Origin of the sequence: Nocardiopsis aegyptia (assembly GCF_013410755.1) — a bacterium.
GTDB lineage: Bacteria > Actinomycetota > Actinomycetes > Streptosporangiales > Streptosporangiaceae > Nocardiopsis > Nocardiopsis aegyptia.
This window is the reverse complement of the sequence record NZ_JACCFS010000001.1, coordinates 5651895-5672713: the sequence shown is the minus strand read 5'-3', so window position 1 is coordinate 5672713 and position 20819 is coordinate 5651895. Positions and strand designations below refer to the sequence as shown.

The following is a 20819-nucleotide window of genomic DNA, read 5'->3' as shown; positions in this document are numbered from 1 at the left end:
TGACCGGCTACCCTGAGGGTGTGTTCCGACGTCGCTCCGCTTCCGCAGCCACGGATTCGAACTCTGCCGAATCCGCCAGCCCTGAGGCCTCTGAGGCCACCCAACCTAAGGGATATACCCCCAAGAAGGGTGTCCCCACCCCAAAGCGCAAGGAATCCGGTAAGGACCTGCGCCGGCCCGTCCAAGCTCCACAGACCCGCAAGGAGGCGTACCGCGCCTACCGGGAACGCCTCGACCGCCAGAAGGGCCAGCCCGCCCGGCGCTCCGGTGTCCCGCAGGGCGAGGAGCGCTACTTCCGAGAGCAGGACCTGGGCAAACCCCGTGCCTTCGCACGGAACTACGTCGACTCCCGGCGCAGTGCCAGTGAGTTCTTCCTGCCCTTCTCCATCCTCATCATCGCGCTCCTGTTCGTGAACAACCCCGTCTTCCAGGTGGGCGTCGCCTACGTCGCGTGGCCGCTGATGATGGTGACCCTCGTCGCCGAGGGCATCTTCACGGCGCGCAAGGTCAAGAGCACGGCCGCCGCCCACTTCCCCGACGACCCCAAGATCGCGGGCGTGGGCATGTACGCGGCCATGCGCCAGCTCCAGTTCCGCCGCCTGCGCCTGCCCAAGCCCACCGTGAAGGTCGGCGACGACCCCACCGCGGGCCTGCGCTGACCCGTCCGTCACCGTCACCCCGACCCATCCCCGTACCGATCACGTGAGCAGGGCCGGTGTTCGCACCGGCCCTTCACCGTGTCCGGGGCGGAAGCGCCCGGCGTCCGGCATCCGGACTGAAAGCGCTTGCCGACCCCCGGGGCCGCCGTGGCCGCACGCCGCCGGTCTGGCTAGAGTGCTCGACATGGAATTTCGGCATCTAGGCAAGAGCGGTCTCATCATCAGCGAGATCGCCTACGGGAACTGGATCACCCACGGATCCCAGGTCGAGGAGGACACCGCCACCGCGTGTGTCCGTGCGGCGCTGGACGCCGGCATCACCACGTTCGACACCGCCGACGTCTACGCCCAGGGCAAGGCGGAGGAGGTGCTCGGACGCGCTCTGAAGGGCGAGCGCCGCGACGGGCTGGAGATCTTCTCCAAGGTCTACTGGCCCATGGGCGAGGGGAAGAACGACAAGGGCCTGTCGCGCAAGCACATCCTGCGCGGCGCCGAGGACTCCCTGCGCCGCCTGGGCACGGACTACCTGGACCTCTACCAGGCCCACCGGTTCGACTACACGACGCCGCTGGAAGAGACCATGCGGGCCTTCGAGGACCTGGTCCGCCAGGGCAAGGCCCTCTACATCGGCGTCTCGGAGTGGCGGGCCGAGGAGATCGAGCGCGCGCTCAAGATCGCCGACGAGATGGGCTTCGACCGCATCGTCTCCAGCCAGCCGCAGTACAACATGCTCTGGCGGGTCATCGAGTCCGAGGTCGTGCCGGTGTGCGAGCGCGAGGGCATCGGCCAGGTCGTGTGGTCGCCCATCGCCGGCGGCGTCCTGACCGGCAAGTACCGGCCGGGGCAGCAGGCCCCCGCCGGGTCGCGCGCCAGCGACCCCAAGAGCAAGCACTTCATCGCCGACAAGGCGGAGGACCAGGCGCTGCTGGAGAAGGTGCAGAAGCTGGAGCCGCTGGCCGCGGAGGCCGGGCTGAGCATGCCCCAGCTGGCGGTGGCCTGGGTGCTGCAGAACCCGAACGTGTCCGCCGCGATCATCGGCGCGTCCCGTCCGGAGCAGGTCCAGGACAACGTCCAGGCGGCCGGCGTGAAGCTCGACGCCGGGCTGCTGGCCCGGATCGACGAGATCCTCGGTGACAGCGTCCAGCGGGACCCGGCTCTGACCAAGAGCCCGGAGAACATCCGCGACCGCTGACGCGACGGCGCCCGGAAGACGGGGCCTTCGGCCCTTCCGGTGGACTCCCTCGTGCCCGCACCGTCGCCCGCCAGCACCCTCGACGGGCGCATGCGGCGCGGTGCCTACTCGGGAGTCCACCTCCGGGCCCTCCAGGCCCCGTCGGCGCCCTCGCTGTGCTCTCCTCGGGCCTCCGCTTCGCTTCGGCCCGGGCCCGGGGGCTAGGGCGTGTTCGGCGGATACTCACCCTGCTGCACGGCGCCCCAGCGGCACTCTCGCTTCGTTCTCATCAGTCGACAGGGGAACCAGCCGGGCCCCCGCTGTGCGACAACGGCGAAGCCGCACAGTAGGGGAGCTCCTTCTTCGGCCTGGCGAGAGCGCCACTGGATGCACCGCTCGCGACGGGCGGCATCCACAGAACACGCCCTAGCCGGTCGGCTCCAGGGACATGGTGTAGGCCTCGCCGCCGTCCTCCGACAGCACGACGCGGACCACGCCGCCCTCGGCGAGCTCCTGCCAGTTCTCCCCCATCCAGCTCTCCGCGTCGCCGCGCGAGGTGAAGGACTCCGCGGGGAGCCCCTCATCCGTCCTGTCCGCGCCGTCCGCGTCGAGATACCGCCAGGTCCACGCCATGGTTCGACCGCCCTTCGTCACGGGGTTCACAGTGCGTGCCACCGTACGCCCGGCCCGAGCTTAACCAAGCCTTGGTCCGACATGCGGTTTACTCGATCGGGTGCGCATCCGATTCCTCGGGACCGCGGGGCACGCGGGCTGGCCGGCCCCGCAGTGCACCTGTGCCTCCTGCAACAGAGCCCTCGCCGAACGCCGGCTCCCGCTGCGCGTGACGGTCGACGACCGCTTCCGCATCCGCGAGGGGGCAGTGGTCGGTCCCGTCCCCCCGGGCTACTCCGTGACCGTGACCGCCGACGGCGTGCTGGTCGTGGGCCCGGACGGCGGCCGGCTGCTCTACGCCCGCTCCGCCCCCGGCCCGCAGCCCGCCCCGCCCCCGGTGGAGGCCGCCGCCGCGGGGAACGGGTCGGCCTACGCCTCCTCGCCCCCCGACCAGCAGGTCGACATGGTGATCGTCGACGCCGCCCAGCGCCCCGAGGTGATCGGCGAGCTGCGCCGCTCGGGCGTGGTCGGCGTGACCACCGCGGTCGTGGCGGTCGGCGGCGACCACCGCGTCCGCTCGCCCCAGGAGTTCGCCCGCCGCGCGCGCCTGTGGGGCGCCCTGGCGCCCAGTGACGGCGCGGAGATGTCGTGTCCTCCCGCGGTGTGGCCGGAGTCGCGCCCGCACGGTCCGCACCGCACGCTCATCACCGGCGGCGCCCGCTCGGGCAAGTCCACCGAGGCGGAGCTGCGCCTGCTGGCCGAGCCGCGCGTGGTCTACGCCGCGACCGGCGCGGTCCCCGACCCCGATCGGGACCCGGAGTGGGCGCGGCGCGTGGAGCTGCACCGGAACCGGCGCCCCTGGTGGTGGCGCACGGAGCAGACCATTGAGCTGGCCGAGGTGCTCAAGCGCACCCGCGGCGCGGTCCTGGTGGACTGCCTGGGCACGTGGCTGGCGGCGGTGATGGACGAGAACGGCATGTGGGACGACGACCCGCCCGAGGACGCCGAGGAGATGGTGGAGGGCCGGATCCACGGGCTGTTGGAGGCCTGGCGCACCACGCAGGCCTACGTGGTGGCGGTCACCAACGAGGTGGGGTCGGGCGTGGTCCCGGCCACCCGCGCGGGCCGGATCTTCCGCGACCACCTGGGCCTGCTGAACCAGTGGGTGGGGGCCGAGTCCGAGGAGGTCGTCCTGGCCGCGGCCGGGCGCGTCACGGAGCTGCCGTGACCGCCTCGGCCCGCGTCGCGGCGGCGCGGGCGGGGGCCCGGATGGCGGTGGGCACGTTCACCGCCGTGCCGGTGCGCGTGGAGCGGGTGGACCGCTCCACGGCCGGATGGGCGATGTTCTGGGCCCCGGTCGTGGGCGCGGCCGTGGGCGCCGGGACCGGCGCGGTGGCGGCGGCCGGGGCGTGGCTGGGCCTGTCCGGCGCCCTGGCCGGGGTCCTGGGCGTGGGAGCCGCCGCGCTGGTCACCCGGGGGCTGCACCTGGACGGGCTGGCCGACCTCGCCGACGGCCTGGGCAGCGGGCGTCCCGCCGAGGGCGCCCTGGAGGTGATGCGCCGCTCCGACATCGGGCCGTTCGGCGTGGTCGCGCTGGCGCTGGTCCTGCTGGCGCAGGTGCTGGCGCTCGCGCAGCTGGCGGCGGCCTCGCCCTGGGCGGTGGTGGGCGCGGCGGTGGCGGCCGGGGCCGGCGGGCGCCTGGCGGTCACGCTCGCCTGTACCGCGCGGGTGCCGTCGGCCCGGCCGGAGGGGCTGGGCGCGTTCGTGGCGGGCACGGTGCGCGCTCCGCTGGCCGCGGCGGCCTGCGCGGTGGTGGGGCTGCTCTGCCTGGCGGGCCTGCCCCACGGGGCGGGGTTCGCCGTGCTCTGCGCGGGCGCGGTCGTGCTCGGCCTGGCCGTGGCGGGGCTGCTGCTGCGCCGGGCGGTGCGCCGGCTCGGCGGGATCACCGGCGACGTGCTGGGCGCGCTGGCGGAGTCGGCCGGAACGTCGGTCCTGGTCGTGGCCGCCGCGGGTACCGCCTGGCTCTGACGGCGCTCGTACGGGTGACCAGTGTCGCCATGATCACATTTTTTCACACCAGGTTTCACCGGCCCCGCCCCCGGGGAGCCGCGGCCCGCCACGCCGACGCCGTGCGAGACCTCCCACCGGCGACCAGAGCCACCCTCCCCGCCCACGCGGACCCCGGCCGCCCCGGGGGGCGCTCGGTCCGCACGCGCGCCGCGGCAGCGCCCTGGCAGCGCGGGGCGCCGCGTCGCCGATCGGCACGTGGGGCGACTAGCATCGGGGGCGTGAGCACGTCGTTGTCAGTACATACGGAGTCCCCCAGTTCGCTCGACGCCGACGCGGTCGTCGTCGGTTACCACTCCGGAGGCGACGCTCCGGAGCCTGCGTCGGGCGCACATGACGTCGATGCCGCCTTCTCCGGCGGCCTCGCCTCGACCCTGTCGCTCCTGGGAGCGAGCGGCGCCCCTGAGGAGGTGCACACCCTTGCCTCCCTCGGAGCCGTGAAGGCCCCGGTCGTCGTCGCGGTCGGACTCGGCCCGGCGCCCACCGACGGCCCGGTCGACCCCGACACCCTGTCCCGCGCCGCGGGCGCCGCGCTGCGCTCGCTGTCCGCCCGCCCCGAGGGCGCGGGCCGCGTCGCACTCGCCCTGCCCGCCCGGAGCGCGGACGAGGCCGGCGCCGTGGCGCTCGGCGCCCGTCTGGGCGCCTACGCCTTCGACCGCTACCGCACCGGTGAGAAGGCCGAACGCAGGGCGGAGAAGGCCGGAGCCGCCACCCTGACCGTCATCAGCCCGGCCGAGGACGCCGCGGCCGCCGTCGAGCGCGCCGGCGTCCTGGCCGACGCGGTCTGCCTGACGCGCGACCTCGTCAACACGGCCCCGGCGGACCTGGTCCCCGAGGACCTGGCGTCGGCGGCCCAGGAGGTCGCCCAGCGCACCGGCCTGGCGATCGAGGTCCTGGACGAGCAGGCGCTGGCCGAGGGCGGCTACGGCGGCCTGACCGGTGTCGGCCAGGGGTCGGCCAACCCGCCCCGCCTGGTCCGCCTGGCCCACTCCCACCCCGAGGCGACCCGTACCGTCGCCTTCGTGGGCAAGGGCATCACGTTCGACTCCGGCGGCCTGTCCCTCAAGCCCGCCGGCGCGATGGACTGGATGAAGTCCGACATGGCCGGCGCCGCCTCCGTGCTCGCCGCCATGGGCGCCATCGCCGACCTGGGCGTGAAGGTCAACGTCGTCGCCTACCTGGCGGTGGCCGAGAACATGCCCAGCGGCACGGCCCAGCGCCCCTCCGACGTGCTGAGCATCTACGGCGGCAAGACCGTCGAGGTCCTCAACACCGACGCCGAGGGCCGCCTGGTCATGGCCGACGCCCTGGTGCGCGCGCAGGAGGACGAGCCGGACCTCGTGGTGGACATCGCCACGCTGACGGGCGCCCAGCTCGTCGCGCTCGGCACCCGCGTGTTCGCGGTCATGTCCAACGACGACGGCGTGCGCGAGGACGTCGTGGCCGCCGCCGGCGCCGCGGGCGAGGCCGCCTGGCCGATGCCGCTGCCCGGCGAGCTGCGCGCCGGACTGGACTCCGCGGTCGCCGACATCGCCAACGTGGCGGGTGAGCGCTGGGGCGGCATGCTCTCCGCGGGCGTGTTCCTCAACGAGTTCATCGAGGAGGGCGTCAAGTGGGCGCACCTCGACATCGCGGGCCCGTCCTTCAACCAGGGCGGACCGCACGGCTACACCTCCAAGGGCGGGACCGGCGCGGGCACGCGCACCCTGGTCCGCATCGCCGAGGAGTACGCGAAGTAGTCCCCGCGGTCGGGGCGGCGCTCCTGAGCCGGAAGCGCCGCCCCACCCCGGTCACCCCCCTGCATTCCCACCAGCCACCACAACAAGGAGTTCGTTCCCGTGAGTGAGAACGGCGGCACCTTCGACCTCGTCGTCCTTGGCGGCGGCAGCGGCGGCTACGCGGCGGCACTGCGCGCCGCGGAGCTCGGCCAGAGCGTCGTACTGATCGAGAAGGACAAGCTCGGCGGCACCTGCCTGCACCGCGGCTGCATCCCCACCAAGGCCCTCCTGCACTCGGCGGAGGTCGCCGACTCCGCCAAGGAGAGCGAGAACTTCGGTGTGCGGGCCACGTTCGAGGGCATCGACGTCCAGGCGGTGCACGCCTACAAGGACAAGGTGGTCAACGGCCTGTTCAAGGGCCTGACCGGGCTGGTCAAGTCCCGCAAGATCACCGTCGTGGAGGGTGAGGGCAAGCTCACCGGCACCGACGAGGTCACGGTCGGCGGCACGGTCTACAAGGGCCGCAACATCCTGCTCGCGACCGGCTCCAAGCCCAAGACCCTGGGCCTGGACATCGACGGCGAGAAGGTCATGACCAGCGACCAGGCCCTGGGCCTGGACCGCGTTCCCGAGTCCGTCATCGTCCTGGGCGGCGGCGTCATCGGCGTGGAGTTCGCCAGCGTGTGGCGCTCCTACGGCTCCGACGTCACCATCGTCGAGGCCCTCCCCCACCTGGTCCCCGTGGAGGAGGAGTCCAGCTCCAAGCTCCTGGAGCGGGCCTTCCGCAAGCGCAAGATCAAGTTCGAGCTCGGCACCCCCTTCGAGTCGGTCAAGACCACCGACGCGGGCGTGACCGTGACCCTCCAGGGCGGCAAGACCCTGGAGGCCGAGGTGCTGCTGGTCGCCATCGGCCGCGGCCCCGTCTCCGAGGGCCTGGGCTACGAGGAGCAGGGCATCACCCTGGACCGCGGCTTCGTCCAGGTGGACGAGAACCTGCACACCGGCGTGGGCAACGTCTACGCGGTGGGCGACCTGATCCCGACCCTGCAGCTGGCGCACGTCGGCTTCGCCGAGGGCATCTTCGTCGCCGAGCACATCGCCGGGCAGAACCCGCCCGCGATCGACTACGACGGCGTCCCGCGCGTCACCTACTGCGAGCCCGAGGTCGCGTCCGTGGGCCTGACCACGAAGGCGGCCAAGGAGCGCGGCCACGACGTCGTGGAGATGAACTACAACCTCGCGGGCAACGGCAAGAGCCAGATCCTGCAGACCTCGGGGGCCGTCAAGGTCATCGCCGAGAAGGACGGCCCCGTCCTGGGCGTCCACATGGTCGGCAGCCGGGTCGGCGAGCTCATCGCCGAGGGGCAGCTGATCTACAACTGGGAGGCCCTGCCCTCGGAGGTCGCCCAGCTGATCCACCCGCACCCGAGCCAGTCCGAGGCACTGGGCGAGGCGCATCTGGCGCTGGCGGGCAAGCCGCTGCACGTCCACGACTGACCGCACCACCCGGGGGCGGGCCGAACGGCCCGCCCCCGCCACATCCGCGCTGCCCAGTCAAGGGGTTGGGCAGGTACCGCGTCCAGATCCAACGAGGAACCCATGCCGACTTCCGTTACCATGCCCGCCCTGGGTGAGAGCGTCACCGAGGGCACCGTCACCCAGTGGCTGAAGAACGTGGGCGACACCGTCGAGGTAGACGAGCCGCTCCTGGAGGTCTCCACCGACAAGGTGGACACCGAGATCCCGTCCCCGGTCGCCGGTGTACTCACCAAGATCCTGGTGGACGAGGACGAGACCGTGGAGATCGGCGCGGAGATCGCGGTCATCGGCGGCGAAGGCGAGAGCGAGGGAGGGGACGGCGGGTCGACGGCCAAGGACGCGCAGCCCGAGCCCGAACCGGAGCCCGCCCCCGAGCCCGCCCGCGCCGAGGAGCCCGCGGCCGCCCCCGAGCCCACCCCGGAGCCCGAGCCCGCCCCGGCCGCGCCCGCGTCCTCGGACGGCCCCACCACGACGGTCACCATGCCCGCCCTGGGTGAGAGCGTCACCGAGGGCACCGTCACCCAGTGGCTCAAGAGCGAGGGCGACACCGTCGAGGTGGACGAGCCGCTCCTGGAGGTCTCCACCGACAAGGTGGACACCGAGATCCCGTCCCCGGTCGCCGGCGTGCTCACCAAGATCATCGCCGCCGAGGACGCGACCGTGGAGATCGGCGCGGAGATCGCGCTGATCGGGGCCGAGGGCTCCGCTCCGGCCCCGTCCGCCCCGGCCGCGCCCGCCGCTCCGGCCCAGCCAGAGCCCACCCGCGCCCAGGAGCCCGAGCCCGCCCCGGCGGCCCCGGCCCCCGCGTCGCGCGCGTCCGCGGCCGACGACGTACCGTCGGTGGACATCGAGACGCTGAGCGGCACCGGCCGGGCCTCGGGCACCGACACGGTGACCGAGGCCTACGTCACTCCGCTGGTGCGCAAGCTCGCCGCCGAGAACCGCGTGGACCTGAGCCGCGTCAAGGGCACCGGTGTGGGCGGGCGCGTGCGCAAGCAGGACGTGCTCAAGGCCGCCGAGGAGCAGAAGGCGGCCGCCGCGCGCACCGCCGCGCCCGTGTCGGGCGCGACCCGCCACAAGGCGGTCTCGGACGCCTCCTCGCTGCGCGGCAAGACCGAGAAGCTGTCGCGGCTGCGCCAGTCCATCGCCGACCGGATGGTGGAGTCGCTCAACACGGCGGCCGAGATCACCCAGGTCGTGGAGGTGGACGTCACCAAGATCGCCCGCCTGCGCGAGCAGACGGGCGAGGACTTCGCCAAGCGCGAGGGTGTGGAGCTGGACTTCTTCCCGTTCTTCGCCCTGGCCGCGGTCGAGGCGCTCAAGTCCCACCCGCGGATCAACGCGGTGATCGACAACGACTCGCACGAGGTGACCTACCACGCGGTGGAGAACCTCGGTGTGTCGGTCGACACCGAGCGCGGGCTGCTCGTCCCGGTCGTCAAGGACGCCGGCGGGCTGGACCTGGGCTCGCTGGCCCGGACCATCACCGAGCTGACCGAGAAGGCGCACACCGGCCTGCTCGGCCCGGACGACCTGAGCGGCGGCACGTTCACCGTCGCCGACACCGGCCGTGTGGGCGCGTTGTTCGGCACGCCGATCATCAACACCCCGCAGGTGGCCATCCTGGGCACCGGCGCGGTCGTCAAGCGCCCGGTCGTCGTCGAGGACGAGGCCATGGGCGGCGAGGTGATCGCGGTGCGGTCGATGGTCTACCTGTCGCTGGCGCACGACCACCGCCTGATCGACAACGCCGACGCCGGCCGCTTCCTCCAGGACGTCAAGGCGCGCCTGGAGGAGGGCGACTTCGAGCGCGACCTGGGTCTGTAGCCCTCCCGACCCCCGTACCGGGCCGGACGCCGACCTCGGCGTCCGGCCCGGTCGTGTGCGGGGCCACGCCGCCCCGAGTTGACCTCAAGCTACCTTGAGGTCCTACCGTGGACAGGAAGGACGAGGACAAGGACGCATATGGACAACCTCCGGATCGCGGTCATCCTGGGCGCGAACCGCAACGGCCGCACCGGCACGCTGGTCGGGAACTGGTTCCTGGAGCAGGTGGGCGGCCACTCCGGCCTGGACGTGGACGTCCTGGACGTGGCGGACCTGGATCCGGGCGACGGCCACGGGGCGCCGGTGGCCGACTTCGGCTCCCGTGTGGCGGCCGCCGACGGGTTCGTCGTCGTCACCCCCGAGTACAACCACGGCTACCCCGGCCCCCTGAAGAGCGCGATCGACTCCGCGCGCCGGGAGTGGTTCGGCAAGCCGGTGGGGTTCGTCTCCTACGGAGGGCGTTCCGGCGGTCTGCGGGCGGTGGAGCAGCTGCGGGCGGTCTTCTCCGAACTGCACACGACCACCCTGCGCGACACCGTGAGCTTCCACGACGCGCACACGGTGTTCGGCCCGGACGGCGTTCCCGCGCAGGACATGTCGGAAGCGCGGCTGGCGGTGCGGGTGCTCGTCGAGCAGCTGGAGTGGTGGGCGCTCGCCCTGCGCGAGGCGCGCGAGCGCCGCCCCTACCCGGGGATCGAGTCCCTCGCACGGTGAACGGGGCGGTGCCGATGGCACCGCCCCGTCTCTTACCCCACCAATCACCATCCCCTGATGATCCCCATCATCAAAGGTCTGTGGCCGGGCGCGGCCGTCGTCACGACGGGCACGTCGCCCACGGTAGCTCCGCGTTGACGCGGAGTTCCCTGTCCCACCTTCAAGGTAGAAGACGGCGGCACCCCGCGCAGGCCTTTCGCCGAAAAAGCCGAAGAAAACTTGGCGCGTCCGCCCACCGCCGCGCGCGCCCGGCGGGGTAGGTCAAGGTGCATGAGAGTGGCGATCACGGGGGCCTCCGGCCTCATCGGCGGCGCGCTGTGCGCGGCCCTGCTCGACGGGGGCCACAGCGTCGTGCGCGTGGTGCGCCATCCGCCCCGGGGAGGCCGTGTGCCCTGTGTGGAGGAGGCCGAGTGGCGGCCGGAGCAGGGGCGCGTGGACACCGTGGCCCTGCACGACGTCGACGCGGTGGTGCACCTGGCCGGCGAACCCGCCCACCGGGTCCCCTGGTCGCGGCACCGGCGGGCACAGATCCGCCGCAGCAGGGTCAGGGGGACGCGGGTGCTGTCGCGGGCCCTGGCCTCGATGCCCTCCCCTCCCCCGCGCCTGCTGTCGGCGTCGGGCGCCTACTACTACGGGGACACCGGCGGCGAGGTCGCCACCGAGGCCAGCCCTCCGGGCACCGGCTTCCTCTCCGGGATGTGCCAGGCCTGGGAGGCGGCCACCGGACCCGCGGAGGAGGCCGGGCTGTCGGTGGCGCACCTGCGCACCTCCGTGGTGCTGGGCCGCTCGGGCGGGCTGCTCAGGTCGCTGGTCCCGCTGTACCGGGCCGGCCTGGGCGGGCGCCTGGGGTCGGGGGCCCAGTACATGAGCTGGATCTCGCTGCGCGACCAGGTCGACGCGATCCTGTTCCTGCTGGAGCGGCCGGAGATCACCGGACCGGTGAACCTGTGCGCGCCCGAGCCGGTGAGCAACGCCGCCTTCACCGAGGCGCTGGGCCGCGCACTGGGCCGCCCGACCCTGGTGCCGCTCCCGGCCACGGCGCTGCGGGCGACGATGGGCGACCTGGCGGAGGAGTCGGCGCTGCTGGATCTGCGGGTGGTGCCCGAACGCCTGCTGGCCGCCGGGTATTCCTTTCGGCTGCCCACCATCGACAGTGCGCTTTCCGACATCCTGCCCAGACCGGCACCCCGATCCGGGGCGTAAGGTGTGTGTGTGAGTGATCTCGTTTACGCATGGCTGGGCGACGGACCCGTCCCCTATCACGAGGGCTGGGACCTGCAGAAGCGGCTCCACGAGCGCCGCGTCGCCGACGAAGTGGCCGACACGGTCCTGCTCCTCGAACACGAACCCGTGTACACGGCGGGCAAGCGCACCGGGAGGTGGGATCGTCCCACCTCCGACCCGGGTGCTCCCGTCGTGGACATCGACCGGGGCGGAAAGATCACCTGGCACGGGCCGGGTCAGCTCACGGTGTACCCCATCGTGAAGCTCGCCGACCCGATCGACGTGATCGCCTACGTGCGCATGCTGGAGGAGGCGATCCTCCGCACGATCGCGGAGTACGGCCTGACCGGCAAGCGCGTCGAGGGCCGCACGGGCGTGTGGCTGGACGCCGATCCCGAGCGCGGGCTCATCGAGCGCAAGGTCGCCGCGATCGGCTGCCGTATCGCCCGCGGGGTCGGTATGCACGGACTCGCGTTGAACTGCGACAATGATCTGACGTGGTACGACCGGATCGTCCCCTGCGGGATCTCCGACGCCGGCGTCACCACGCTCTCGGCCGAGTTGGGCCGTCCGGTGACCGTCGCCGACGTGCGCCCGCGCGTGGAACGCCACCTGGCCGACGTCCTCGGCGCGACGGAGTACAGCCACACCGACGGCACGGCGCTGCTCGCCGGTGCCGCCGCCTGAGGATGACACAGCCCCCACAAGGGGCAGAGGGTCCCCGGACACGGGGCACAGAAGGGAACGGGTTCACGTTGACCATCGCTCCTGAGGGCCGCAAGCTGCTGCGCGTCGAGGCGCGCAACAGCGAGACCCCCATCGAGAAGAAGCCGCCGTGGATCAAGATCAAGGCGCACATGGGGCCCGAGTACACCGAGCTCCACTCCTTGGTCAAGAGCGAGGGCCTGCACACGGTGTGCCAGGAGGCCGGATGTCCCAACATCTACGAGTGCTGGGAGGACCGCGAGGCCACGTTCCTCATCGGCGGTGACCAGTGCACCCGGCGCTGCGACTTCTGCCAGATCGCCACCGGCAAGCCCACCGCGCTCGACCGCATGGAGCCGACCAAGGTCGCCACCTCCGTCAAGAAGATGGAGCTGCGCTACGCGACCGTCACCGGTGTGGCGCGCGACGACCTGGAGGACGGCGGGGCCTGGCTCTACGCCGAGACGGTCCGCAAGATCCACGAGCTCAACCCGGACACCGGCGTCGAGCTGCTCATCCCGGACTTCAACGCCGACCCCGACCAGCTGGCCGAGGTCTTCGGGTCCCGCCCCGAGGTGCTCGCGCACAACGTCGAGACGGTGCCGCGGATCTTCAAGCGCATCCGGCCCGGATTCCGCTACGAGCGCTCCCTGGACGTCATCACCCAGGCTCGCGCGGACGACCTGGTGACCAAGTCGAACCTGATCCTGGGCATGGGCGAGACCCGTGAGGAGATCAGCCAGGCGATGCGCGACCTGCACGAGGCCGGCTGCGACCTGCTGACCATCACCCAGTACCTGCGGCCCTCCAAGCTGCACCATCCGATCGACCGCTGGGTGAAGCCGGAGGAGTTCGTGGAGCTGGGCCAGGAGGCCGAGGAGATCGGCTTCGCCGGGGTCATGTCCGGCCCGCTGGTGCGCTCCTCCTACCGCGCCGGCCGCCTGTACAAGCAGGCGCGCGAGAAGCGGGACGCCGAGCTGACCGCCGCGCAGAACAAGGCATAACGGGCAATCCGCCCGAGTCGTAACCAAGCTGGAACGGTGGCCTCCGGGCCACCGTTCCGCTTGGGCGGACCGTTCCACCTATCCTGGTGGGTGAGGCGCCCAGCTGGTGGCGCCGGAAGGCGCCGCACCAGGTCGACCGCGAAGAGGAGGCAAGGCAGCCCAGGGACTCCGGTCCCCGCCGACCCCGCGTCGGCGTGCGCTGCCTGAGAGCACGATGGCGAAAAAGCCCAGTTCCCAGACGACGTCCGGCAAGGACGGGGCCGAGAAGCAGCCTGGCCGGCTCAAGCAGATCGGCATGGTCGCCAAGGTCGTCCACCAGCAGAGCCCCAAGAGCATCCCGCTGGCCGCCGCCGTCGCGGTGGTCATCCTCGCCGTCGCCGTCGGTATCGGGATCTGGACCGGCTCGTGGATCATCTGGACGCTCACCGGTATCCCGCTGGCCTTCCTGGTCGGATTCATCATCTTCACCCGCTCGGCGCAGCGCGTGCAGTACAAGATGCTGGACGGCCGCCTGGGCGCGGGCATGGCGATCCTGGAGAACATGCGCGGCAACTGGGTCGTCGAGCCCGGTGTGGCCGCCAACAAGCAGATGGACGTCGTGCACCGCGTGGTGGGCCGTCCGGGCGTGGTGCTGGTCGGCGAGGGCGACCCCGGCCGCCTGCGCGGGCTGATCGCGGCCGAGAAGAAGCGCGTCTCGCGGGTGGCGATGGACACGCCCATCTACGACTTCAAGGTCGGCAACGGCGAGGACCAGGTGCCGGTGTCCAAGCTCCAGCGCGCGCTGGTCAAGTTGCCCCGGAACCTGGACAAGGCCGGAACGGCCGAGCTGAACTACCGGCTCAAGGCGCTGCCCGCCGCGATGCAGATGCCCAAGGGCCCCATCCCCAAGGGCGCGAAGATGCCCAAGGGCATGCGCGGCAAGATGGGCGGCTAGCCGCCCCCGCGAACGCCGAAGGGGGCCGTCCCGGCACGGGATGGTCCCCTTCGGCGTGTGTCACTCCTCTTCCTCGTAGTCGAGGAGGTCGCCGGGCTTGCAGTCCAGCTCGCGGCACAGCGCGGCCAGGGTGGAGAAGCGGATCGCGCGGGCGCGGCCGTTCTTGAGCACCGACAGGTTGACGACGGTGACGCCCACCCGCTGGGCCAGCTCGGTGAGGGTGATCCCCCGTTCGGCGAGCACCTTGTCCAGGTTGACCCGGATGCCCGCGGCCTCCTCCGGCGGCATCAGACCAGCCCTTCGACGTCCGCGCGCAGCCGGGTGCCGCGTCGGAACACCTCGGCCAGCGCGGCCAGGAGGAAGCCGGTGAAGAGCAGGGCGGGCGAGATCCCGCCCTCGCCGAACACGACGAAGTGGAAGGCGAACGCGTCGGACTCCAGCGCCCCGGCCCGGAGCGCGTTCCCGCAGACGGTCGCGACCATCGGGAGCGCCACGGATCCGATGAGCACGGTCAGCGCGATGACGTACACACGGCGCGCGTTCGCCGGGACGAAGGGCTCGCCCCGGTCCAGGCTCGTGATGAGCCGGTGGACCATGACCAGGACCACCAGGGTGGCGACGACGCCCAGCAGGGCGGGGGCCACGAGCAGGAACCGCTCCAGCGTGGTGGGCTCGTGGAACTCGATCACCATCTGGCCGGTGCCGGTCACCGTCACGTCCTGGCCGCTGGTCGCGGCGGCGACCCGGGGCTCCGGCACCCCGTCCGGCCGGAAGACGGTGACGGTGTTCATCGGCCCCGCGCCGCCCGCCGAGAGCAGCGGGGTGATCCACACGAGCTGGAAGAGCCCCAGCAGACCCGTGCCCACGATGGAGACGACGAGGACGACGTGGGCGATGAGGTTGTCGGGCTTGGACCAGCGCAGCGAGGTGAGCACACCCATGAGGACCTCTCTTATCGTTTGTCGATAATAACGATAAACGATAAGTCCGATCGTGTCACACCATTCCCCCGGTACGGCGGGGATCCCGCCGTACCGGACGATGCGTGCGGGGCGCGGCGTCCCGTTCCTGTGGTCAGCTACAGGTGACCTCGTCCTCGGCCGCGGTGCTCGTGTCCAGGCCGTCCAGCGCGCCGCCGTCGCCCGTGCCCTCACCACCGCCGTCCGACCCGCCGCCCAGGCCGACGACCGGCCCCCAGTCCGCCTGGATCATCACCAGTTCGAGGGCCTCGCCCTCCAGATCCGGGACCTCCTCGGTCGTCGCGGACGTCAGCGCGGAGGCGAGCAGCTCGGCCTCGGCCTCCTGCCCGGGGCCGTGGTAGACCGTGGTCGTCTCGGGGACGCGGGTCTCCGGGTTGCCCCGGCCGGTCACGGTGAAGCCCTCCTGGACCAGCAGCGGCTCGACATCGGCGGCGAGCCCGTTCACGGCCGTACCGTTGAGGATCCGCACCGACACGTCCGAGGGATCGACCGGCGCCTCGGCGTCCTCCTCGGCCTCGGCGTCCCCGCCCGTGTCCTCCTCCTCGGCCTGGACCTCGCCGGCGGCCACGGCGGCGAGCAGTTCCTGGGCGGCGGGTTCCTCGAAGGCCAGCTTGTTGGCGTCGGCCGGGTGTTCCACGACCGGCACCGTGACCATGGTCATCTGTTCGAGATCGACCTCGCGCACGGCGACGGCCAGCTCGCGCATCTTGTCCACGGTGAGGTCGTCGTCGGTCACGAGGCTGTCGGTGACCGCGTCGATGAAGCTGTAGAGCGTGGTGGGGCTGGAGAGGATGTCACCGCTGGTGACCTCGCGCATGATGGCGCCCATCAGCCGCTGCTGGTTCTCGATGCGGTTCAGGTCGCTGCCGAACTCCGTGCTGGCCCGTGAGCGGGCCAGTCCGAGCGCCTGCTCGCCGTTGAGCCGCTGCTCCCCGGCCTCCAGCTCCAGGTGGGCCTTGGGGTCGTTGATCGGCTCGGGCACGCACATCTCCACGCCCCCGATGGTGTTCACGATGTCCGCGAAGCCCGCGAAGTCCACCGCCACGATGTGCTCCAGGTGCACGCCCGTGATGGTCTCCACGGCGTTGCCCTGGCAGTCCATGCCGCCGTAGAACATGGCGTGGTTGAGCTGGTCCGCACCGCCCGCCCAACCGGGGTAGTCGCCCACCGCGTCGCAGGCCGGCAGCTCGACGATGAGGTCGCGCGGCAGGTTGACCATGGTCACGCCGCCGTTGTCGGCGTCGATGCTGACGATCACGAGGACATCGGGACGGATGCCGTGCTCCTCGCTGAATTCCGCGTTGTCGCCGGCGCGCTCGTCGGTGCCGAGCAGGAGGATGTTGTGCAGCCCCTCCACCTGGTCGGGCCGGTCGCCCCAGCCGTCGGGGTCGACCGCCTCGGTGTCGATGCTCAGGGCGTCGCTGTACATGCCGTAGGCGGTCAGGCAGGCGGCGATCAGCAGCCCGGTCGCCCCGCAGGCCGACCACTGGCCCAGGCTCATACGTCTGCGCGCGGACACGTTCCTACGGGACAACGGGGCACCTGCGATCCGATCCGGGGAAGGGGCGGGTCCGTCCGAAAAGGGGGATAACGGCACGGACACAACGGGCGGATGCTACCCGAACCCGACACCCGGTGCCAGGTCGCCGCCGGCGCCCCCGGTCAGGCGCCCGGGCCACAGGACCCTCTGCCAGCTACCCGCGGTCAGCAGGCGCTCTGCCCGTCGTCCGCGGCGGTGGACCCGCCCAGGTCCTCGGTGACCGACACCTCGGACCCGTCGTCGGCGAATCCGGTCCAGTCCGCGCCGATGACCAGTTCGAGGGTCTGCTCCAGACCCGCGACCTCCTCGGTCGCGGCCTGGTCAAGGGAACCGGCCAGCAGGTCCGCCGCGGCCTCCTCGCCCGGCGCGTAGTACACGGTGGTGGCCGCGGGGAGGCGCTCGGTGGGGTTGCCCGTCCCCGTGACCGTGTAGCCCTCGCCGAGCAGCACGCCCTCGACCTCGCCGGCCAGGCCCTCGATACCCGTGTTGTTGAGGACCTCCACGGAGATCTCGGAGGGCTCCGGGGCCGCCTCGGCCTCCTCGCCGCCCGCGTCCTCCTCCTCTTCCTCCTCGGGCATGAGGGTGCCGTTGTTGACCGCCTCGAACAGCGCCGGGGCGGCGTCGCTCATGATGATGCGGTTGGGGTCGGCCGGGTGCTGGCCGTTGGGGACGGTGACGAACTGGACCCGCTCCAGGTCGACCTCGCGCATGGAGATGGCGATGTCGGCCATGGTGTCGATGGTCAGGTCCTCGTCGGTGGTGATCGAGTCGGTGACGGCGCCCAGGAAGTTCGTGACGGTCACGGGGCTGGCCATCACGTCGCTGCTGAGTACCTGGCGGAGCATGGCGCCCATGAACTCCTGCTGGCGCTCGATCCGGGACAGGTCGCTGCCGTCGCCCTGTCCGTAGCGCGAGCGCACGAAGCCCAGGGAGTCCTCGCCGTTGAGCGTCTGGAGGCCCGCGTCCAGGGACAGGTGGGCCTTGGGGTCCTCGATCGGCTCGGGCACGCACATCTCCACGCCGCCGACGGCGTCCACGATGTCCTTGAAGCCGCCGAAGTCCATCATGACGAAGTGGTCCAGGTGCACGCCGGTCACCTGCTCGACCGTGCTCCACTGGCAGCCGACGCCCCCGAAGGTCATCGCGGAGTTGAGCATGCCGCTCTGCGCGCTCATGCCCTGGTGCCCCTCGGAGGGCTCACAGCCGGGCAGGTCGACGACCAGGTCGCGGGGCAGGTTGACCAGCGTGGCCGCGCCGCTGTCGACGTTGACGCTGGCGATGAGCATGGTGTCGGGGCGCTCCCCCTCGGCGTCGCCGTACTCGGCGTTCTCACCGGAGCGCACGTCGGAGCCGATGATGAGGATGTTCATCACGCCCTCGACGCTGGTCGGGCGGTCCCACTGGTCGGTGTCCACCTGCGCGGTGGTGATGTTGCCGACGATGCCCTGGTACCAGGTGTAGCCGCCCAGGCTCGCGATGATGGCCAGCGCGGTGGCCACGCAGGCGACCCACTGGCCGGTGGACAGTCGGGCGGCCCTCAGGAGGCCCGAGGGGCGAGGGGCGGAGCGTTTGCCAGCCATACGAACCTTCGGCAGGGTGCGGTGGGACGCGGGGGACCACGGGGGAGGCGGGGGATCGGATGACGGGACGGGCAGCAGGTCGGCACCGTCCGGGCCAGGCGATGAACGGATGCTAACAGCAGGTCCGGGGTGCTCCGCACGCGCGTGGGCGCCGGTTCCCGTCCCGCCGCGGCGCTCAGAAGCGGGTGGCGACGGTCCCGGCGGCCCGGTCGTGCAGCCCGCGGGTGTCCCTGTCGTAGATGACGGCCGGGATCACCAGGCACAACAGCACTGTGCGCACGGCCATCGACACGAACCACGGCCAGGAGCGCTCGCCCGTGGCGGTGATGCCCACGCCGACGATGCGGCGGCCGACGGTGGTGCCGAACAGGGTGAGCAGGAGGATGTTCATCGCCGCGAACACCACCAGCGCGGTGTTGCCGATCAACGTCGTGGCCGCTTCCGGGACGGAGATCCCGGCGCCGATGAGCCCCGCGCCGTAGGCGCCCCAGGCGATCAGCAGGGCCAGGGTCCAGTCGAGGGCGAGGCCGACCAGGCGGCGGCCGACGCCGGGCACGGATCCGCTTCCGGACTCCGGCAGGCCCAGCCGGTTGCCCCGGTAGCGGAAGTCGTCGTCGGGATCCGCGGCCCCGGTGCCGCTCCGGCGCTTGTCAGTCATGCCGTCCACGCTATCCGCACGGCGCCGGCGACCCGTTCCGGGGCGGCGTCCGACCAGGGTGGAAGGCCTGTGGCGCGAGCGTGGTCTGCGCCACAGGGGCGGTCACGGGCGGCGAGCGGAACGCCCTGTTTCAGGGCGATCCGTGGTGGAATCACCGGGTCAGGCGCGTTGGTCTGCGAAAACGCCTGGCTCCGTAACATGCAGGAAACAATAGAGACATGGCGTGGAAATGACGCGCTCCTAGCTTCGATGACGAAGCCGGGAGACGTCGCGTGTTCCGACATGTCCGCGATGGGGCGGACCCGGTGATCCGGCGTCTCAGCCACCTGCACGGAGGTTCGTTTTGTTCAGCAGCATCAGCGAGGTGCTCGACTTTATCCGAGACGAGGACGTCAAGTTCCTCGACGTCCGGTTCACGGACCTGTTCGGGGGCGTGAACCACGTCACCCTCCCGATCGAGAACGTCGACGAGTCGACGTTCAAGGACGGCCAGATGTTCGACGGGTCGTCGATCCGCGGCTTCCAGGCCATCCACGAGTCCGACATGCTGCTGCTCCCCGACCTGAGCACTGGCGTCGTGGACCCGTTCCGCAAGCACAAGACGCTGAACATGACGTTCTTCGTCCACGACCCGCTCACGCTGGAGTCCTACAGCCGCGACCCCCGCAACGTCGCGCGCAAGGCCGAGGCCTACCTCGCCAGCTCCGGCGTCGCCGACACCGCGTTCTTCGGCCCCGAGGCCGAGTTCTACATCTTCGACGACGTCAAGTTCGAGACCCGCTCGAACACCGGCTTCTACGAGATCGACTCCATCGAGGGCGCCTGGAACACCGGTTCCGCGCTCGAGGGCGGCAACCGCGGCTACCGTCCGCGCTACAAGGGCGGCTACTTCCCCGTCGAGCCGGTCGACCACTACAGCGACCTGCGCTCCGACATGGTCCGCACCCTCATCGACTCCGGCGTCGAGGTCGAGCTCCAGCACCACGAGGTCGGCACCGCCGGCCAGGCCGAGATCGGCATCCGCTTCGGCACGCTGCTCCAGCAGGCCGACAAGGTTCAGCTGTACAAGTACATCGTCAAGAACGTCGCCAACGCGGCGGGCAAGACGGCCACGTTCATGCCCAAGCCGCTCTTCGGGGACAACGGCTCCGGCATGCACTGCCACCAGAGCCTGTGGAAGGACGGCGAGCCGCTGTTCTTCGACGAGTCCGGCTACGGCCAGCTCTCCGACACGGCCCGCTACTACATCGGCGGCCTGCTCAAGCACGCCTCCGCGCTGCTGGCCTTCACCAACCCGACGGTGAACTCCTACCACCGCCTGGTGCCCGGCTACGAGGCCCCGATCAACCTGGTCTACAGCCAGCGCAACCGCTCGGCCTGCATCCGCCTGCCGCTGACCGGGTCGAACCCGAAGGCCAAGCGCATCGAGTTCCGCGTGCCGGACCCCTCGGCCAACCCGTACCTGGCCTTCTCGGCCATGATGATGGCGGGCCTGGACGGCATCAAGAACAAGATCGAGCCGCCGGAGCCGATCGACAAGGACCTGTACGAGCTTCCCCCGGCGGAGGCCCAGGCCATCAAGACCGTCCCGGCGTCGCTGGACGAGGCCCTGGAGGCCCTGGAGGCCGACCACGAGTTCCTGCTCGAGGGCGGCGTGTTCACCAAGGACCTCCTGGAGACCTACATCGACTTCAAGCGCACGGAGGAGATCGACTCCCTGCGTCTGCGTCCGCACCCGCGCGAGTTCGAGCTCTACTACGACATCTAAGAGGTGTCGGCCGGCCCGCTCCGCTCGCTCGTTCGGGCCGGCGGGCCCAGGAACACAGCAGTTCCCCGGAGCGGCGCGCCCGTGGCGCGCCGCTCCCCCACGGGGCCGGTATCCGTTCG

General features: G+C 71.6%; 19 protein-coding genes. 13 read left to right on the top strand and 6 right to left on the bottom strand.

The window, feature by feature from the left end:
• Positions 1 to 20: 20 nt before the first annotated feature.
• Complete coding sequence (locus tag HNR10_RS25380) at positions 21 to 659, top strand: DUF3043 domain-containing protein (protein WP_312889415.1); 639 nt, start codon at positions 21 to 23, stop codon at positions 657 to 659.
• 184 nt (positions 660 to 843) lie between these two features.
• Entirely contained in the window at positions 844 to 1851 is a 1008-nt protein-coding gene (locus HNR10_RS25375; RefSeq protein ID WP_179827708.1) for an aldo/keto reductase family protein, read from the top strand.
• Positions 1852 to 2256: 405 nt separating this feature from the next.
• Here HNR10_RS25375 and HNR10_RS25370 read toward each other — a convergent pair whose 3' ends face one another.
• Positions 2257 to 2463, bottom strand: a complete 207-nt coding sequence (locus HNR10_RS25370; protein WP_179829959.1) for a hypothetical protein — start codon at positions 2461 to 2463, stop codon at positions 2257 to 2259.
• Between the two features lie 208 nt (positions 2464 to 2671).
• Here HNR10_RS25370 and HNR10_RS25365 point away from each other — a divergent pair, with 208 nt between their 5' ends.
• From HNR10_RS25365 to HNR10_RS25320, 10 genes are all read left to right on the top strand, one after another.
• Positions 2672 to 3670, top strand: a complete 999-nt coding sequence (locus HNR10_RS25365) for a bifunctional adenosylcobinamide kinase/adenosylcobinamide-phosphate guanylyltransferase (RefSeq protein ID WP_179829957.1) — start codon at positions 2672 to 2674, stop codon at positions 3668 to 3670.
• Between the two features lie 41 nt (positions 3671 to 3711).
• Positions 3712 to 4470, top strand: a complete 759-nt coding sequence (locus HNR10_RS25360) for an adenosylcobinamide-GDP ribazoletransferase (RefSeq protein WP_179829958.1) — start codon at positions 3712 to 3714, stop codon at positions 4468 to 4470.
• A 260-nt stretch (positions 4471 to 4730) separates the two neighbouring features.
• On the top strand, positions 4731 to 6248 hold the full coding sequence (locus tag HNR10_RS25355; protein ID WP_179827706.1) for a leucyl aminopeptidase: 1518 nt from the start codon (positions 4731 to 4733) through the stop codon (positions 6246 to 6248).
• A 99-nt stretch (positions 6249 to 6347) separates the two neighbouring features.
• Positions 6348 to 7724 carry a dihydrolipoyl dehydrogenase gene (gene lpdA / locus HNR10_RS25350; protein ID WP_179827704.1) on the top strand — a complete coding sequence of 459 codons (1377 nt, stop codon included), beginning with the start codon at positions 6348 to 6350 and terminating at the stop codon, positions 7722 to 7724.
• Positions 7725 to 7826: 102 nt separating this feature from the next.
• Positions 7827 to 9593, top strand: a complete 1767-nt coding sequence (sucB, locus tag HNR10_RS25345) for a 2-oxoglutarate dehydrogenase, E2 component, dihydrolipoamide succinyltransferase (RefSeq protein ID WP_179827701.1) — start codon at positions 7827 to 7829, stop codon at positions 9591 to 9593.
• A 138-nt stretch (positions 9594 to 9731) separates the two neighbouring features.
• A complete protein-coding gene (locus tag HNR10_RS25340) occupies positions 9732 to 10307 on the top strand; it encodes an NADPH-dependent FMN reductase (protein WP_179827700.1) in 576 nt (191 codons plus the stop codon).
• A gap of 270 nt (positions 10308 to 10577) precedes the next feature.
• Positions 10578 to 11510, top strand: a complete 933-nt coding sequence (locus HNR10_RS25335; RefSeq protein ID WP_179827698.1) for a TIGR01777 family oxidoreductase — start codon at positions 10578 to 10580, stop codon at positions 11508 to 11510.
• Positions 11511 to 11519: 9 nt separating this feature from the next.
• Positions 11520 to 12218: a lipoyl(octanoyl) transferase LipB gene (gene lipB / locus HNR10_RS25330; protein WP_179827684.1), complete on the top strand. Its 699-nt coding sequence runs from the start codon at positions 11520 to 11522 to the stop codon at positions 12216 to 12218.
• A 68-nt stretch (positions 12219 to 12286) separates the two neighbouring features.
• Positions 12287 to 13240: a lipoyl synthase gene (gene lipA / locus HNR10_RS25325; protein ID WP_179827682.1), complete on the top strand. Its 954-nt coding sequence runs from the start codon at positions 12287 to 12289 to the stop codon at positions 13238 to 13240.
• Positions 13241 to 13454: 214 nt separating this feature from the next.
• The gene (locus HNR10_RS25320) at positions 13455 to 14174 is read left to right on the top strand and encodes a DUF4191 domain-containing protein (protein WP_179827680.1); all 720 of its coding nucleotides are present in this window, start codon (positions 13455 to 13457) and stop codon (positions 14172 to 14174) included.
• 60 nt (positions 14175 to 14234) lie between these two features.
• On the opposite strand, the gene HNR10_RS25315 is transcribed toward HNR10_RS25320, so the two are convergent.
• From HNR10_RS25315 to HNR10_RS25295, 5 genes are all read right to left on the bottom strand, one after another.
• The gene (locus HNR10_RS25315; RefSeq protein WP_179827678.1) at positions 14235 to 14462 is read right to left on the bottom strand and encodes a helix-turn-helix domain-containing protein; all 228 of its coding nucleotides are present in this window, start codon (positions 14460 to 14462) and stop codon (positions 14235 to 14237) included.
• Positions 14462 to 15115 (bottom strand): DUF2975 domain-containing protein, encoded by a 654-nt coding sequence (locus tag HNR10_RS25310; protein WP_179827676.1) that lies wholly within the window; start codon positions 15113 to 15115, stop codon positions 14462 to 14464. Before HNR10_RS25310 ends, HNR10_RS25315 begins: the two co-directional genes overlap by 1 nt.
• A 133-nt stretch (positions 15116 to 15248) precedes the next feature.
• Positions 15249 to 16655, bottom strand: coding sequence for an LCP family protein (locus HNR10_RS25305; protein ID WP_179829956.1), 1407 nt, complete (start codon positions 16653 to 16655; stop codon positions 15249 to 15251).
• Between the two features lie 203 nt (positions 16656 to 16858).
• The gene (locus HNR10_RS25300) at positions 16859 to 18274 is read right to left on the bottom strand and encodes an LCP family protein (protein ID WP_179827674.1); all 1416 of its coding nucleotides are present in this window, start codon (positions 18272 to 18274) and stop codon (positions 16859 to 16861) included.
• A gap of 175 nt (positions 18275 to 18449) precedes the next feature.
• Positions 18450 to 18932: an RDD family protein gene (locus tag HNR10_RS25295; RefSeq protein WP_179827672.1), complete on the bottom strand. Its 483-nt coding sequence runs from the start codon at positions 18930 to 18932 to the stop codon at positions 18450 to 18452.
• Positions 18933 to 19275: 343 nt separating this feature from the next.
• On the opposite strand from HNR10_RS25295, the gene glnA reads away from it, so the two are divergent.
• The gene (gene glnA / locus HNR10_RS25290) at positions 19276 to 20700 is read left to right on the top strand and encodes a type I glutamate--ammonia ligase (protein WP_179827670.1); all 1425 of its coding nucleotides are present in this window, start codon (positions 19276 to 19278) and stop codon (positions 20698 to 20700) included.
• The last annotated feature ends 119 nt before the right edge of the window (positions 20701 to 20819 follow it).

Excerpts from the sequence above, each read along its gene's own strand:
- HNR10_RS25375 (WP_179827708.1), top strand. The coding sequence starts at position 844 with ATGGAATTTCGGCATCTAGGCAAGAGCGGTCTCATCATCAGCGAGATC.
- HNR10_RS25340 (WP_179827700.1), top strand. The coding sequence starts at position 9,732 with ATGGACAACCTCCGGATCGCGGTCATCCTGGGCGCGAACCGCAACGGC.
- sucB (WP_179827701.1), top strand. The coding sequence starts at position 7,827 with ATGCCGACTTCCGTTACCATGCCCGCCCTGGGTGAGAGCGTCACCGAG.
- HNR10_RS25310 (WP_179827676.1), bottom strand. The coding sequence starts at position 15,115 with ATGGGTGTGCTCACCTCGCTGCGCTGGTCCAAGCCCGACAACCTCATC.
- HNR10_RS25360 (WP_179829958.1), top strand. The coding sequence starts at position 3,712 with ATGGCGGTGGGCACGTTCACCGCCGTGCCGGTGCGCGTGGAGCGGGTG.
- HNR10_RS25295 (WP_179827672.1), bottom strand. The coding sequence starts at position 18,932 with ATGACTGACAAGCGCCGGAGCGGCACCGGGGCCGCGGATCCCGACGAC.
- HNR10_RS25300 (WP_179827674.1), bottom strand. The coding sequence starts at position 18,274 with ATGGCTGGCAAACGCTCCGCCCCTCGCCCCTCGGGCCTCCTGAGGGCC.
- HNR10_RS25305 (WP_179829956.1), bottom strand. The coding sequence starts at position 16,655 with ATGAGCCTGGGCCAGTGGTCGGCCTGCGGGGCGACCGGGCTGCTGATC.
- HNR10_RS25370 (WP_179829959.1), bottom strand. The coding sequence starts at position 2,463 with ATGGCGTGGACCTGGCGGTATCTCGACGCGGACGGCGCGGACAGGACG.
- HNR10_RS25320 (WP_179827680.1), top strand. The coding sequence starts at position 13,455 with ATGGCGAAAAAGCCCAGTTCCCAGACGACGTCCGGCAAGGACGGGGCC.
- HNR10_RS25315 (WP_179827678.1), bottom strand. The coding sequence starts at position 14,462 with ATGCCGCCGGAGGAGGCCGCGGGCATCCGGGTCAACCTGGACAAGGTG.
- HNR10_RS25335 (WP_179827698.1), top strand. The coding sequence starts at position 10,578 with ATGAGAGTGGCGATCACGGGGGCCTCCGGCCTCATCGGCGGCGCGCTG.